The sequence below is a fragment of the Mucilaginibacter rigui genome, from assembly GCF_014773275.1.
In the GTDB taxonomy this organism is placed as follows: Bacteria; Bacteroidota; Bacteroidia; order Sphingobacteriales; family Sphingobacteriaceae; genus Mucilaginibacter; species Mucilaginibacter rigui_A.
The window spans coordinates 12,259-27,102 of sequence record NZ_JACWMW010000008.1 but is presented as its reverse complement, the minus strand read 5'-3'; the positions used below and the strand labels follow the sequence as shown (position 1 = coordinate 27,102).

The following is a 14,844-nucleotide window of genomic DNA, read 5'->3' as shown; positions in this document are numbered from 1 at the left end:
ATCTTTATTTTCCTAAACCATAATTCCTAATTTCGCGTTTCTACTATTATAAACCTGAAGATACGGAATGAGCGATTTTAATGATTTTAATAACCCGCAGGTTGCGGCATTACCCCGCCATTTAAAGCAATTTATTGTTAGTCAACATTATGAGCATTATACCCCGGTAGATCATGCCGTGTGGCGTTATGTAATGCGCCAAAACTATAGCTATCTTAAAGATGTAGCCTATTACCCCTATATCCCCGGGCTGCAAAAAGCGGGGCTCACCATTGAGAAGATTCCCGACCTGCAGGATATGAACAACGCGCTGGCCAAAATTGGCTGGGGCGCTGTAACGGTTGATGGCTTTATCCCGCCCGCTGCCTTTATGGAATACCAGGCCTACCGGGTGCTGGTTATTGCTGCCGATATCCGCCAGTTAAAGCATATTGAATATACCCCCGCGCCTGATATTATCCATGAATCGGCCGGGCACGCACCTATTATTGCCGATAAGGATTACCACGAATACCTGAGTTATTTTGGTTCGATAGGGGCTAAGGCTATGTTCAGTGCGCAGGATTTTGAGTTGTACGAGGCTATCCGTGCCCTATCCATACTAAAGGAAATGCCCGATGCCGATCCCGAAGAAATAAAAAAAGCTGATGAACTGGTTGCCTGGCAACAGGACAATATGGGTGAACCATCTGAAATGGCCTTGCTAAGCCGCCTGCACTGGTGGACGGTTGAATACGGACTGATAGGTACGCTGCAAGATCCGAAGATCTACGGCGCAGGCCTGCTCTCCTCAATTGGCGAAAGCGCCAGTTGTATGATGGACGAGGTTAAAAAGCTTTCCTATACTATCGATGCGGTTAATTACAGTTACGATATCACCAAAACGCAGCCACAGCTTTTTGTAACGCCTACGTTTCAAAATCTGATAGATGTGTTGGAGCAATTTGCCGATACCATGTCGTTCCGCCGTGGCGGGGCTTATGGCCTGCAAAAAGCTATCGACAGTAAAAATACATGTACTGCGGTTTATAGCTCAGGCTTGCAGGTGTCGGGTACGTTTAAGGAGTATAAGGCAGGTGAGAATGGTGAGCCAACCTTTATCAAAACTACGGGGCCGACCGCGCTGGCCATTGGCAACAAACAGTTGAAAGGCCACGGTAAAAACTACCATAAAGATGGCTTTAGCTCGCCGGTTGGTAAGCTTAAGGGTTATGAAAAACCGCTGGAAGATTTTACTGCCGATGACCTTAAAATTGCCGGAATAGAAACGGGCAACGAAATTTCCCTTGCTTTTGAGAGCGGAATAACTGTTTCGGGCAAATTGGAAGGTATTAGTACTGAAAATGGCAAAATTATCCTTTTGAAGGTCGAAAAATGTACCGTTTTGGACGAAAAAGGGCGTGTCTTATTCAACCCTTCGTGGGGTGTTTATGACATGGCGGTTGGTGAAAAAATAACCTCGGTATTTTGCGGCGCGGCAGATAAAGATGCCTTTTTAGAGATAGCTTACAAATCGAACACGGGTACCCATCATGCAGAATACGACCATAATACTAAAGAACTGCATAAGCTTTACCAGCAGGTACGTAACCGCAGGCATACAGGCGGCGATCTTGGCTTTTTAGGTAATGTGTGGATGATGCTGCAAAAATTCCATCATGATGACTGGTTGTGCGCATTAGAGATATTGGAACTATTAGATCACGAAGAGGCTGAACCCGCTTTGGCCGCCGATATAAGGCAGTTTCTGGAGCAGAAAGCCATTAATGAGCCCGAATATAAAAAACTGATAAGCGATGGATTGTACCTCATTAAACACCCTGTAGAGGAGAAGTTGATAGTTTAACCAACAATACTAAATTTGCAGTAACACATCTATAGAGCGTACTATGAACATTATTATAACAGGTGCCAGCAGCGGCGTAGGATTTGAAGCTGTATTAGAACTGATATTATCTGGCAAACATAAAGTAATGGCCCTGGCGCGCTCGCAGGATAAACTTACCCGCTTGCTTGAAATTGCCAAAGGCTTAAATCCTGATTGTGAGATATTTGCTATTGCTTTTGATATTGTACATGATGATTATGCCGGCCTGCAGCAATTCATCACCGCCAATTTTGACGGAAAAGTAGATGTGCTGATAAACAACGCAGGAGTGCTTATTAACAAACCCTTTACAGACCTAAAAGAAATGGACTTTGTAGAAATGCTGCAAAGCAACTACATAGGCCATGTACGCATTATACAAAGCCTGCTGCAATTTATGGGCGATGGCTCGCACATTCTTAATATAGGCAGTATGGGCGGCTTCCAGGGTAGCGCTAAGTTTAACGGTTTGTCGGCATATTCGGCAAGTAAGGCCGCGCTGCATACACTTACCGAATGCCTGGCACAGGAGTTTGTTGAACGGGGCATCAAAGTAAACTGCCTGGCCCTTGGCTCGGCGCAAACGGAAATGCTGGAACAAGCCTTCCCTGGTTACGAATCGCCGGTTATGGCCTTTGAAATGGGTAAATACATTGCCGATTTTGCGGTTACCGGGCACCGGTTCTTTAATGGAAAAGTTTTGCCGGTAGCGGTTTCAACTCCATAGTTCGGCTAAAGCCGGAATTGCTTCTTAGCTATCCGTCCCATAAATGAGACGGCAATGAAGCTGTCGCTCGTTAAGTGTCCGGTAACTTTAACAGCTTCATTGCAGTTGGCTTTAGCCAACTGAACCTAATTATTCCTTACCGCTCATCTTTATAAACTCATTCACTACAACCTCTGTTACATAGCGTTTTACGCCATCTTTATCACTGTAACTGCGCGATGCCAGTTTGCCTTCAATGAGCACAGAATCGCCTTTTTTTAGGTAAGTTTCGGCCATGCTTGCCTGTGCTCCCCAAAGCACAATGTTGTGCCATTGGGTATCGGTAACTTTTTCGCCTTTGTCGTTCTTATAGCTATCGTTGGTAGCGATAGATAAGCGCACCATTTTGCGGTTGTTATCAAATGTCCGTACATCAGGGTCCATGCCTATGTTGCCAATTAATCTTACGCTGTTTTTAATAGTTGCCATTTTGTATTGTGTTTAATATTAGATAATTATGAACAGCACAAAGATGGCGTGGGGCATATAACTTAGTCGGTTAGTAAGCAGTTATAAACGGTTGTATCCGTTTGCAAGCGTTTGCAAACGGATAACTTATTGCTTATCTTTAGCGTATGACAGCGGAAAGAAAATGCCTGGATTGCGGTACCTTATTACACGGCCGTGCCGATAAAAAATTTTGTAACGACCTGTGCCGCAATAACTTCAATAACCAGCTTAACAGTAACAGCTATAACCTGGTACGCAATATCAATAATATACTGCGCCGTAACCGCCGTATTATAGAAGAACTAAACCCCGCCGGCAAAACAAAAGTAAACCGCGAAAAGATGCTCCAAAAAGGGTTTGATTTTGAGTATTTTACCAGTAGTTTTAAAACACAGGCCGGTGCGCGTTACTTTTTCTGTTACGAATATGGCTACCTGCCGCTTGATAATGATGAGGTGCTGCTTGTGAAAAGCAAAAAAGAAACCGGTAAATTCAGCGAGGAACCGCAGCGGATTTAAACGCCCCTCAAACGGACTTTAACGGCCTTTAAACGCCTTTTAAAGGTCTTCAAACTCCTGGGTTGATTGTTTTTTAGTACCTAATAGCCCAAGGCTCATAATTATACTGGTACCCAGTATCACCACAAATAAAAGACCGGTGCCGAGCATCGGTATTTTAATGTTTGCCGGGATGTTGTAAAAAAGCAACACGCTTATTAACCCCCGTGGCACGATAACCAGCTCGGGCATCAGCCCACTTTTTAGAACCAGTTTCAGATACAAAAATCTCACCAGGTATATAAGCAGTAAAACCAGTCCGCCGTTTATAATTACGGCCCAGTTTTGCAATTGGTAAACATCCATAGTGTAACCAAAAATAATAAAGAAAAAGGTACGCATAATAAAAGCGCTCTCGGCAGATAGCTGAAAAAGCTGTTTAATATCGTAACCCAAAGTAGGGTAAATAAAATACTTACGGAACCAGCCAAGCCTGATCTGCCCGGCATTGTTAAGGAACAGGCCAAGCGACAAAACGATAATAAGCGATGATAAATGGAACGACTGCCCAATACTGTAAACCAGTATCAGGATAGCTATGATAAGGAACGATTTAATATGGTGGGTTAACCTGCCTATTAAATAAAGCAGCAGCAGGCATGACCCAATGGCCACAAGCAATATTATACCAAGTTCGGCACCTAACTTGGCGAAGGCAGAGACATTGATACGATTGTTACTGATCATGAAGTTGAACAGCACAACCGTGAGGATGTCTGAGAACGACGATTCATAGATGATAAATTCTTTTTTCTCCTTACTGATTCCCGATGCCGACGGTATAGCAATGGCCGAGCTTACTACACAATAGGGAATAGCGTTTATAAAGCACTTATAAATACTTTCGCCGCTGATGTAGTAAAACGCGTAAGTAATAAGGCAGGAGGTAAGCAGCAGGATAGATAATGCCGAAAGAAATGATTTACGGATAACCGCATTTTTATCTTTGCTGTACTTCAGTTCAAGCGCCCCCTCAAATACAATAAGGATAAGCCCTAAGGTACCTAATGCAGGTAGTATGGTTGTAAAGTTTATTTTAAGCAGGCCAAAGTAATCAACCCCTAAACGGATCCCAATCCCTAAAAAAAGCAGCAGAATTACCGACGGTACTTTAGTTTTACCGGCTATCAGATCGAACAGGTAACTGAATATTACCAACCCGCTAAGTATAATAAGGGTAGTGTATGTAGTCAAATTATATTTTTATTAGGGTAAACATACATTTAACTTTCAGACACATCAACGCTAAAAGCCCCTAATTGTTCATATTTAAGTAATTTAACCTTTAAATAGTGTAAATGACAAAACCATGAAACGCTATGGCTGTTACTTGTCCATATTTGTGCAACAAATAATTAAACTATGCCGCATTTATTTTCTCCTCTCCAAGTAAAAAGTATCGAATTTAAGAACCGTATTGTAGTATCGCCTATGTGCGAATATTCAAGCATTGACGGCTTTGCAAATAACTGGCACCTGGTGCATTTAGGCGCACGTGCGGTAGGCGGTGCAGCGCTAATTATAACCGAAGCTACAGCAGTATCGCCAGAGGGGCGTATCAGCCCTGCCGACCTGGGCATCTGGAAGGATGAGCATATTGCGAAACTGAAAGAGATAACCACCTTTATTGAACAACATGGCGCAGTTGCCGGTGTGCAATTAGCACACGCCGGGCGTAAAGCCAGCCATGCCGAACCATGGAATGGCGGTAAGCAAATACAAGCCGATGAAGAAAATGGCTGGGAAGCGGTGGCGCCAAGCGCCCTGGCTTTTAGCCGCAGCGAAACCGCCCCGCTTGCGCTTGATAAGGCAGGCATAGCCAAAGTAATTGCCGATTTTAAAGCAGCAGCCGTACGGGCATTAGCCGCAGGTTTTAAGGTGATTGAGTTACATGGCGCACATGGTTACCTGATCAATGAGTTTCTATCTCCGCATAGTAATACCCGTACTGATGAATACGGAGGCTCTTTCGAAAACCGGAGCCGTTTTCTGCTGGAAGTGATTGATGCCGTAAACCAGGTTTGGCCGGCAGATCTTCCGTTGTTTGTACGTTTATCAACCACCGAATGGACCGAGGGCGCCTGGACAATTGATGATTCTATCGCGTTAGCAAAAATATTGAAACATAAGGGCGTTGATCTGGTAGACAGTTCTACCGGAGGCAACGTAGCGGGCGCGCAGATACCGCTTAAACCGGGCTACCAGGTGGAGTTTGCCGAAGCCATTAAAAAACATACGGATATACTTACAGGCGCGGTTGGGCTGATAACCGAAGCCAAACAAGCCGATGACATCATCCAGACCGGGAAGGCAGATATGGTGTTTATGGCCAGGGAGTTTCTCCGCGACCCCCATTTCCCCTTGCGTGCTGCGCACCAACTTGGGCAGGAAGTTAAATGGCCGGTACAGTACGAACGGGCAAAATGGTAATTAACTCACCCCGCGGCACTACGTGCACGACCCTCTCTCCGCAAGCGGAAAGAGGATAAGGATAGGATGGTTTCAGCCCTCTTTGCGAAGCAGAGAGGGTGGTCGGGCGAAGCAATGACCGGGTGAGTCAAATTGCCGCGATGTTAACGCTGCTTTGTTAGTTAACTCACCCCGCGGCACTACGTGCACGACCCTCTCTCCGCAAGCGGAAAGAGGGTAAGGATAGGACGGTTTTAACCCTCTTTGCGAAGCAGGGAGGGGCGGCCAGCGAAGCAAGGTCGGGGTGAGTAAATTGCCGCGATGCAATACCACAATTTATCATTTACTTAACATCTAATATTTTTATTCAACCCAACATATTGCTATTTTAGCAAAAACTCACCAAAACAACATTAACTATGAAACGTACAGCAAATGCACACTGGAATGGCACCCTGCAAGAGGGCAAAGGCGAAATTACCACCCAAAGCACCATTCTTAACAAAACACAATATTCCTTTAAAACCCGTTTTGCCGATGGCGTAGGTACTAATCCAGAAGAATTGATAGCTGCAGCGCACGCGGGCTGTTTTACTATGGCAGTTGGTGCGGCTTTATCGCAAGCGGGCATTACTCCCGGAGATTTAACCACTGATGCTATTCTTGACCTGGATATGCAGGCGCTTGAAATTAAAGGCATCCACCTGGAACTGAAGGCATCTTTAATTGATGGTGTTGACGAGGCTAAATTTAAAGAAGTTGCCGAAGGTGCAAAATCTGGCTGCATTGTATCAAAAGCATTGAGCGTGCCAATTACCTTAAACGTTACTTACGCGTAAGCAGGCTTCAAATTAACCACAAAGCGTTGTTGATATGCAATCATGTAGAGACGCTATACTTCGCGTCTTAATGGAAAATCTCCCTGCTCTCTGTGGTTAAAATAAAAACTAACTTTAATTGAAACAGCGATGGCCAAAACCATCGCTGTTTTTGTTTGTAGCTATTTGTAAAATACATTACGTATGTTAAATACTTCCCGTTCGCGCATTTCTCTTACGCTGTTGTTCGCCCTGGTAATCACCGGGTTTTTGATCTTCCTGTTCTTTTATATTAAACACGAGTTTAACACCACTCGCACCCAGGTTACCGAGGATGCGATGGTAACAAAAGTTATAGCTATGGGCAAGCTTGAACTGGTAAAATACAGCATGAAGGATGTGGTAGAAAAGAAGGAACTGCATACCATACTGCCCGATTCGCGGGTGCTGTTTGTGGCGGTGGGTGAGGTAACCGCCTGTATCGACCTCACTAAAGTAACAAAGACAGACATTAGCCAAAGCAAGGATACCGTAACCATTGCCCTGCCGCAGCCCGAGATCTGTTACGTAAAGCTCGATCATCAAAAATCGCGCGTGTACGATGTATCGGGTGTATGGTTTGCCGATAAGAGCAAGGAAATGGTGGAAGATGTTTACAAAATTGCCGAAAAGAAAATGCTGGCTACCGCTACCGAAATGAACCTGCTTGGCAAAGCCCGCGAGAATGCAGGGCTGATATTTAAACCTTTTTTGGAGAATGTATCTGGCAAAAAAGTGGTAATAAGCTTTAAGTAAGGTGTTATTGTAGAGAGGCGATACTTCGCGTCTCCCTTAGAACGGTCACACAACTAAAATTTTAATAATATGTAATATATTTAGGGTATCGTAATCTAACAAACATGACCCTGAAATTTACCAAACTTTTAACCCTTACTGCGCTGGGCATGGTATGCTCAATTTGCGCTGTTGCCCAACCAAGGCTCCCCGAAGGTTACTTCTGGAAAAAGCTGCCAAACGGTTTGGAAGTTGTTGTTATTGAAAACAGCAAAGTGCCGTTAACCACTATTGAAATTGCTGTAAAGAACGGTGCCTACACCGAAGGCCCCGAGTACAGCGGCCTTTCGCACCTTTTTGAACACATGTTTTTTAAGGCCAACAAGGATTACCCTACGCAGGAGAAATTTCTGAAACGCACGCAGGAACTTGGTGCCATCTGGAATGGTACCACAGGTAACGAGCGTGTAAATTATTATTTCACCATTGGTAAGGACAGCCTTAACGCGGGCCTTATGCTAATTAATGCTTCGGTACGTTTCCCTATTTACCGGGAAGAGGATATGCAGAAAGAACGCCCCGTTGTTGATGGGGAGTTTCAGCGTAACGAGAGCAGCCCGGGTTTCCAGTTATATTATGATATCAGCAAAAACCTTTGGGGCGACCTGATAACCCGCAAAATGCCTATCGGTATCCATGAGGTGATCAATACAGCCACGCCCGAGAAGATGATGGTGATCAAAAACAAATACTACTTCCCTAACAACAGCCTGCTTATTATTTGCGGCGATGTAAAACACGAAGACGGCTTTAAGAAAGCAGAAGACATTTTTGGCGATTGGGCAAACAGCGGTTTCAACCCGCACGAAAAATACCCTATTCCGGCCTTTAAACCGATGGACAAAAGCGTAGCATTTGTAAAAGAAATGTCGATAGCGCAAACGCCAATGATGATGTATGCATGGCAGGGCCCGGCTTATATGACAGATTCGGCATCAACCGTAGCTGCCGATGTACATTCAACCATATTAGGCCTTAATTCATCAAAATTTCAACAGGCTCTTGTTGATAAAGGGCTGGCATCATCAGCCGGTATAAGCTATAATACCAGCCACTATACAGGCATGATATCGTTGTTTGTAGTGCCTAACCCAACCAAAATAAAAGAGTGCTACGATGAGATCCAAAACCAGATGGCGCAGTGGGGCAAAGCCGATTATTATACCGACGAGCAGTTGGCTGATGCTAAAGCAATACTATTGCGTAACCACAGCCGCGAACTGGAGAAGCCATCGTCGCTGCCATCACAGGTTAGTTTTCAGTGGTGCAGTACCTCGCTTAACTACTATACCGATCTTAACGATAACTACCAGAAAGTTAGCCGTAACGATATTGCCAAATATTTGAATACTTATATTGTAGGCAAGCCGATGGCATCGGGCATTATATTAACGCCCGAACTGAGCAAGCAGCTAAACGTGGCTTCGTTTTTTGTAGCAAAATAATTTAACACTAATCACGATGAAGAAATATATATATCTATTGCTTATTGCTGCAGCAACCGGGGGCGTAAAAACAGCCTCGGCACAACAAAAAGCGTACGAAATGATGGTTGATGGCGTAAAAGTTATTGTACAGCCAAGCGGTAACGATATTGTAGAGATACAAACCGTTATAAAAGGCGGCGTACAAAATTACCCCGCCAACAAAGCCGGGATAGAGGCCATGGCCATGAACGCGCTTAACGAATGCGGTACTTTAAAGCACGATAAAAATGCGTTTAAAAACCAATTGGATAAAATTAGCGCAGCCGTTTATGGCGTTGCCCTTAAAAACTATTCGGTAATAAAGGTTAACTGTATAAAAAGCGACCTGCCAACTGCCTGGCCGCTATATGTTGAGGCCATAACCATCCCCAAATTTGATGCAAAAGAGTTTGCGCGTATCAAGCAGGATCAGTTAACCCAAATTAAGGCGGAAGACTCTGACCCGGATAACGCTATTGATAAATATGCCGATAAAATTGCCTTTAACGGCCGCGATTATGCGAAAGACCCTAACGGCACAGCAGCAACTATACAACCCCTTACCGCCGAAGAGACCAAAAACTACTACCACTCTGTACTAACCAAATCGCGTTTGCTGATAGTGGTAGTTGCCGATCTTGACCGTGCCGATATTGAAGCTAAAGTAAAAGGTTTGCTGAGCACCATTAAGCAAGGCGCCCCGTTCGAGCTGAAAAAATCATTTTTCAGGGTGTATAAAAACACCTTTTCCGCCGAGAACCGCCAACTGGCTACCAATTATGTTGAGGGGGTAACCAGCGGGCCAGCCCCCGGCACACCTGATTTTGATGCATTTAATGTGGCCATGCGCATATTTGCCGACAAGCATTTTCTGGATATCCGCACCAACAACGGCTTATCATACGCGCCGCAATCCTGGTTTAGTGTAGGCTCAACCTCGGTAGCAAAATTTTCAGTATCAACTACCGAGCCTAATAAATATATAGCTGTATTTGATAAACTGGTTGACAGGATAAAAAAAGAAGGTTTTAATGCGGCCGAAGTTGCCAATATGAAAACCACCTATTTAACCGGTTTTTATTACAAGAACGAAACCAACACTGCACAGGCGGGTTCAATTGCATCTAACGAGGTATTGCATAACAACTGGAGGCGATCATTAACCCTTGCCGATGATGTTAAAAAACTAACACCAACGCAGGTAAGCGATGCCTTCCGCAAATATATTGGTAATATTGTTTGGGTGTACCAGGGCGATACTAAAAAGGTAAACCCAATACTGTTTACAAACGGTACACTTAATAAAGCCGATAACCCGGTAAGCCATTAGTGAGTCGATAGTTGATAGTCAAAAGGTCTGAAGTAAAGCTTCAGACCTTTTTTTATAACGTCATTGCAGTGGCTGGCGTTCTCGGAAAGTGACGTAGCGCTAATCCCAACTCACCGTTTATAACCGGCTTACTGCGGCCGGAGGCCGCGTAATAGCACTCACTCGGCTGGAGCCGAGCGAGTAAGGGTTTTTTTCATCTCAGTCGCTCGCGTCCTCGCGAGTGACGATTATTATAAGGCCTCCGGCCGCAAAACCACCACAGTCGCTCGCGTCCTCGCGAGTGACTACTATTATAAGGCCTCCGGCCGCATCTCCTCCTTTTATTTTTATTGAACAATAATTATATTCGATAAATGTCCGAGTTACGAAAAGCCAATAGCGACCGCCCATTTTTCCTAACACTCCCGGTTGTTGGCTGGATCGATGTATTTACCAGAAATGATTATTGTGACGAATTTATTCGAAATTTAGAATACTGTAGAAAAAATAAAGGGTTAAAGGTGTACGCTTACTGCATCATGAGTAATCATATACATTTGATCGCAGCACATAATGATGGAAAATTACCCGATGTAATTCGCGATCTTAAAAGTTACACCGCTAAACGTATCATAGAAAGGATTAGCAACAACCTTCAGGAAAGCCGTAAAGAGTGGTTACTTTACTTGTTTAATTTTTTGCGAACAATTCCAGCCAAAACAGCGCATATCAGTTTTGGCAAAAAACAAGTTTCCCAATTGAACTACACACACCCGAAATATTTGATCAGAAAGTGAATTATATACATCAAAACCCGGTAAAGGCAATGCTTATTAATGATGAAACAACATACGTTTACAGTAGCGCTAATCCCGACTCACCGTTTATAGTTGATGAAAGTTAACCGGCTTTAGTGCGGCCGGAGGCCGTGTAATAGCACTCACTCGGCTTGAGCCTAGCGAGTAGCGTTTTTTTCATCTCAGTCGCTCGCGTCCTCGCGAGTGACGATTATTATGAGGCCTCCGGCCGCAACTATGGTCTATCAATCAACTATCCTCTTTCTTCGGCAACACTGCCTTCCGCCTTTGGCGGCTTCGCCATCTTTCGCCCATGTGGTGGGTTGGGATGTTGTCGCCCAGTAGTTTGCCCCAGGGTTTAAGGTCGTCAATCCGATCGAAAACTATTTTAATGACCGCCACAAACGGAATAGACAAAAACATGCCCGATACACCCCATAAGGCATTGCCCAGCAGCACCACAATGATAGACATAAGCGCATTGATCTGTACTTTGGATGATACTATACGCGGCACCAGGATGTTGTTATCAATAAACTGGATAACTATGTATGCTATAATTACGCCCAACTGTGTAGAGTAACCATCCTTAGTAACTGTAGCCATAAGCACAGGCAGTGCAATAGCAATAATACCGCCCAGGTAAGGTATTAGGTTAAGTATAGCGCCTATGCAACCTATCAGGATACCGTATTTTACCCCAAGCAATACCAGTGCGGCAGAGTTCATGGCGGCTACGATGATCATCTCTATCAACAAGCCTACTATATAGCTTTGTATGGCGGTTTTGGTTTCGCTAAGTACATCACTAACCTTTTTTGAGTTTTCTTCAGAGAATACTTCATATAAAAAATTAAGGATGAGTGTTTTGTAAAGCAACATCAAAAAGATGTATACCGGCAGCAGGAATATAATGGCAAGCGTGGCAAATACCCCGTTAACGGTGCGGCCAACCATTGCCTGGCTGTTTTTCATGGCGTCTTTTAGCATTTGCTCCTGTTTGGTTATCTCAATACCAAAGGTGTCATGAATCCAGCTTTTTAGATCGACGGTGATGGATTCAAACTTTTTTTGCAACATGGGCAGCGAGTCGCCAAATTGTACTATCTGTGTGCTCAGGAAATAAAACACTATGGCTACAGCAATTATCATCACCAGCATGGCAATGGCAATAGCTAATACTTTAGGTACCTTATGGCGTTGTAAACGGTTTACAAGAGGGTTTAGCAAAATGGCCAAAAATGCTGCAAATGCCAGCGGTACCAGTATATCCGCCAGCTGTATCATCACATAAACAAGCAAAATAAGGCCAAACAGCACTGCTGTGCTTTGGATATAAAAGGGTTGATCTTTAATTTTTATAGACATGTACTTGTGTTTTCATATAAACACAAAAGGAGCGTAGGGAAGAATTGTTTGGATATGTTATACCGGTTCCTTTAAACGGCTTACATCTGCGGCAAGCGAAAAGCCCAACTCTGTGCCTTTGTTAAGCTGGCTTTTAGCCCAGATGTGGCCATTGTACTTTTCAATAAGATCTTTGCAAAATATAAGGCCCATGCCGGTGCCGCTTTCATTCATGGTACCGAAATTGCTGGTTACTTTACCCATAAAAAGGCGGTCTAATTGTTTCTTGCTCATGCCAATGCCATGGTCGGTAACGGTAAAAATAACCTTGTCTTCAATGATCTGTGCTGCAATTTCTATAGTGCTGTTAAAGTGCGAAAATTTGATAGCGTTTGTTAAAAAATTATGTATCACAATCCGTATTGAATTTGGATCGGCCAGTACAATGTGGCCCGAGCTTACCAGATTTATGGGTGTGATGTTTTTTTGCTTGAACTGATCTTCCATATTGGCCTGTTCAATTTTTACAATATCGCACAGGCAAAAGCTTTTGGTTGTGTCTTCCACGTTATCTACCTGGCTGTTAATCCAAAACAAAAGTGTATCTAAAAAATCTGAGGTGTATTCCAGTTTTCTGAATACAACGGGTACCATTTCAATAAATTCATTATGGGTAATATCCTTATCAGTCATTAACGAAAATATCCCTCTTAGTGTACTTAGCGGTGCACGCAAGTCATGTGCCAGTACACCAATAAGGCGGTCTTTTAGTATATTCAGATCATTAAGTTTATCGGCCTGGTTTAATACTTCTTTATTTTTATCTTCCAATAGTGCGTTTGCTTTTAACTGGTTGCGTTTAGCATTGTAATAAAATACCATCATCACAGTAATTATTACAATTATTATTGCATATATGATATTGGTGCGTTTTTGCTCGGCAATTTTTTGTACCAGTGCTTCTTCTTTCTGACTTGCCTTTTTTTGGTTGTTCTCAAAATCAATAGCCAGGTTATATGATGTTAATTTCTGCAAACTTTCATCGTTTTTTAAGCTGTCTTTCAAGTTGGTATACATTACATGCTGCTGGTATGCCTTATTAAGTTGTTTAAGGCCTGCAAACGCATTGCTCATTTGCAAAGCCGCATCGGCCCGTGTGTTAAGGCTTTGCAGTTTGTTGGCCATTTGCTGGGCCAATACAGCATATTGCAGCGCTTTTTTATAGTCCTTTTCCAGGTTGTATATTAAGGCCAGGCCTACATAGGCTTGCGCCTGGTTGTATCTTATATTATTTTTTGTTGCCGACTGAAGCGCTTTGTTTAAGTAATATATCGCCGAATCTTTTTTTAGGGTATGATAGTGATATAAACCCAGGTCATAATATATCAGGCTGATGCCTTCTTCATCGCCCAGCTCGTGAAACATGATTGAAGCACGGTTTAGGTAATTATAGGCTTCATCGTACTTTTTTTGCGCAAGCTTTACTTCGCCTATATTTTGGTAAATGGTGCTAATGCCCTGTTTGTCATTTAATTTTAGCCATAACGAGTTTGCCTTATCAAAGTAGGCAAGGGCTTTTGAGTATAATTCAAGATGTTGCATTACCACACCAATATTACAGTAGTTATCGGCTGCTGCAAGCTGATTGTTAAGTTGTAAATCTATTATCAGCGATTTGAAATAATAATCGAGTGCTGTGCTAAAATCGCCTTTATTATCGTACGTAATGCCGATTATAGCATAACAATCTGCAATATCAATTTGCCTTTGTAATTTTTTACGGATAGCTAATGCCCGCTCAAAAAAGCCTATAGCCCGTGTATAATTCCCTAAAAAATCTTGTACCCGGCCAAGCCCCATGTAAGCCTCGCTAATACCAAACGGGTTATTAATTTGGGTGTATAATTTTAAACTGGTGTTATAATTATTATTGGCGGTAACATAATCGCTCTTAAACGAATTAACAAGGCCCAATAATTCAAAACCCTTTGCAATACCTTTTACGTAGTTGATTTTTTTTGCTGCGTTTATTGCAATGAGTGAATAGTGCCTTGTACTATCAGGGGCCGATTCATAATACTCGGCTGCAATTTTATTTAGGCGGTTTATAGCTACAGTGTCTGTAGCTTTTAAAACACCATTTGCAGTAAACGTAAGTTGCTTAAGGCTGTCAATATTATTAATATGTTCAGCGGCTGATGCGTTTAACACTATCAGACTTATA

The 14,844-nt window shown here is 43.2% G+C and carries 13 protein-coding genes; 9 read left to right on the top strand and 4 right to left on the bottom strand.

Annotated features, from left to right (window positions below; all coding sequences use genetic code 11):
- Positions 1 to 67 precede the first annotated feature (67 nt).
- Together IDJ75_RS20605 and IDJ75_RS20600 are read left to right on the top strand one after the other, a co-directional pair.
- Positions 68 to 1,846 (top strand): aromatic amino acid hydroxylase, encoded by a 1,779-nt coding sequence (locus tag IDJ75_RS20605; RefSeq protein ID WP_191177552.1) that lies wholly within the window; start codon positions 68 to 70, stop codon positions 1,844 to 1,846.
- 43 nt (positions 1,847 to 1,889) lie between these two features.
- Positions 1,890 to 2,594 (top strand): SDR family NAD(P)-dependent oxidoreductase, encoded by a 705-nt coding sequence (locus tag IDJ75_RS20600; RefSeq protein ID WP_191177551.1) that lies wholly within the window; start codon positions 1,890 to 1,892, stop codon positions 2,592 to 2,594.
- 129 nt (positions 2,595 to 2,723) lie between these two features.
- On the opposite strand, the gene IDJ75_RS20595 is transcribed toward IDJ75_RS20600, so the two are convergent.
- Positions 2,724 to 3,062 (bottom strand): single-stranded DNA-binding protein, encoded by a 339-nt coding sequence (locus IDJ75_RS20595; protein ID WP_191177550.1) that lies wholly within the window; start codon positions 3,060 to 3,062, stop codon positions 2,724 to 2,726.
- Between the two features lie 146 nt (positions 3,063 to 3,208).
- Between IDJ75_RS20595 and IDJ75_RS20590 the strand changes: the two genes are divergently transcribed.
- On the top strand, positions 3,209 to 3,601 hold the full coding sequence (locus IDJ75_RS20590) for a hypothetical protein (protein ID WP_191177549.1): 393 nt from the start codon (positions 3,209 to 3,211) through the stop codon (positions 3,599 to 3,601).
- Between the two features lie 39 nt (positions 3,602 to 3,640).
- Here IDJ75_RS20590 and IDJ75_RS20585 read toward each other — a convergent pair whose 3' ends face one another.
- A complete protein-coding gene (locus tag IDJ75_RS20585; RefSeq protein WP_191177548.1) occupies positions 3,641 to 4,834 on the bottom strand; it encodes a cation:proton antiporter domain-containing protein in 1,194 nt (397 codons plus the stop codon).
- Positions 4,835 to 5,002: 168 nt separating this feature from the next.
- Between IDJ75_RS20585 and namA the strand changes: the two genes are divergently transcribed.
- From namA to IDJ75_RS21535, 6 genes are all read left to right on the top strand, one after another.
- Positions 5,003 to 6,070 (top strand): NADPH dehydrogenase NamA, encoded by a 1,068-nt coding sequence (gene namA, locus IDJ75_RS20580; protein ID WP_191177547.1) that lies wholly within the window; start codon positions 5,003 to 5,005, stop codon positions 6,068 to 6,070.
- Positions 6,071 to 6,468: 398 nt separating this feature from the next.
- A complete protein-coding gene (locus tag IDJ75_RS20575; RefSeq protein ID WP_191177546.1) occupies positions 6,469 to 6,888 on the top strand; it encodes an OsmC family protein in 420 nt (139 codons plus the stop codon).
- A gap of 183 nt (positions 6,889 to 7,071) precedes the next feature.
- Complete coding sequence (locus IDJ75_RS20570; protein ID WP_191177545.1) at positions 7,072 to 7,662, top strand: DUF4230 domain-containing protein; 591 nt, start codon at positions 7,072 to 7,074, stop codon at positions 7,660 to 7,662.
- A 104-nt stretch (positions 7,663 to 7,766) separates the two neighbouring features.
- Entirely contained in the window at positions 7,767 to 9,146 is a 1,380-nt protein-coding gene (locus tag IDJ75_RS20565; protein WP_224746698.1) for a M16 family metallopeptidase, read from the top strand.
- Positions 9,147 to 9,162: 16 nt separating this feature from the next.
- Complete coding sequence (locus tag IDJ75_RS20560) at positions 9,163 to 10,497, top strand: M16 family metallopeptidase (RefSeq protein ID WP_191177544.1); 1,335 nt, start codon at positions 9,163 to 9,165, stop codon at positions 10,495 to 10,497.
- Positions 10,498 to 10,850: 353 nt separating this feature from the next.
- Positions 10,851 to 11,273, top strand: coding sequence for a transposase (locus IDJ75_RS21535; protein WP_224746697.1), 423 nt, complete (start codon positions 10,851 to 10,853; stop codon positions 11,271 to 11,273).
- 249 nt (positions 11,274 to 11,522) lie between these two features.
- Here the strand turns inward: IDJ75_RS21535 and IDJ75_RS20550 are convergent, their stop codons facing one another.
- On the bottom strand, positions 11,523 to 12,641 hold the full coding sequence (locus IDJ75_RS20550; protein WP_191177543.1) for an AI-2E family transporter: 1,119 nt from the start codon (positions 12,639 to 12,641) through the stop codon (positions 11,523 to 11,525).
- 57 nt (positions 12,642 to 12,698) lie between these two features.
- Positions 12,699 to 14,831: a tetratricopeptide repeat-containing sensor histidine kinase gene (locus IDJ75_RS20545; RefSeq protein WP_191177542.1), complete on the bottom strand. Its 2,133-nt coding sequence runs from the start codon at positions 14,829 to 14,831 to the stop codon at positions 12,699 to 12,701.
- Positions 14,832 to 14,844 lie beyond the last annotated feature (13 nt).